Origin of the sequence: Mesorhizobium sp. M2A.F.Ca.ET.067.02.1.1 (assembly GCF_004023285.1) — a bacterium.
GTDB lineage: Bacteria > Pseudomonadota > Alphaproteobacteria > Rhizobiales > Rhizobiaceae > Mesorhizobium.
Map to the genome: position 1 here is coordinate 1 of NZ_RZSB01001261.1, position 880 is coordinate 880.

The 880-nt window shown below is 60.8% G+C and carries 1 pseudogene; it reads left to right on the forward strand.

The features are described 5' to 3' along the window. Window positions 1–127 precede the first annotated feature (127 nt). Window positions 128–880: pseudogene (locus tag EOA28_RS37190) on the forward strand (alpha-glucosidase/alpha-galactosidase); the annotation flags it as partial.

The following is an 880-nucleotide window of genomic DNA, read 5'->3' on the forward strand; positions in this document are numbered from 1 at the left end:
GTCGAGGAGCGGGCGGGAGGAGAAAGAGCCGGATTTCCGGCTTTGAGTGGCTGGCGCGCGATGGCGCGTGGCCAAAGCCTCCTTTGTCGCTCCTTGCCTGGCATTCAGTTGGACCAAGGTGAAGGTGATGAGCTTCAAAATCGCTATTATCGGCGCCGGCAGCGTCGGCTTCACAAAGAAGCTGTTCACCGACATTCTGTGCGTGCCTGAATTCCAGGACATCGAATTCGCGCTGACCGACATCAGCGAGCACAATCTCGGGATGATCAAGGCGATCCTCGACCGGATCGTCGAGGCTAACAGACTGCCTACCAAAGTGACGGCGACGACCAATCGCCGCGAGGCGCTGGAGGGCGCGCGCTACATCATCAGTTGCGTGCGCGTCGGCGGGCTGGAGGCCTATGCCGACGACATTCGCATCCCGCTGAAATATGGCATCGACCAGTGCGTCGGCGACACGATCTGCGCCGGCGGCATCCTCTACGGCCAGCGCAACATTCCAGTGATCCTCGACTTCTGCAAAGACATTCGCGAGGTCGCCGCGACCGGCGCGAAATTCCTCAACTATGCCAACCCGATGGCGATGAACACCTGGGCGGCGATCGAATATGGCAAGGTCGACACGGTCGGGCTCTGTCACGGCGTGCAGCACGGCGCCGAACAGATCGCCGAGGTGCTCGGCGCGAAATCGCCCAGAGAGCTCGACTATGTCTGCTCCGGCATAAACCACCAGACCTGGTTCATCGAGCTCAAGCTGAACGGCCGGCCGATCGGCAAGGACGAACTCGTCGCCGCCTTCGAGGCGCATCCGGTCTATTCGAAGCAGGAAAAGCTCAGGATCGACGTGCTGAAGCGCTTCGGCGTCTATTCGACCGAAAGC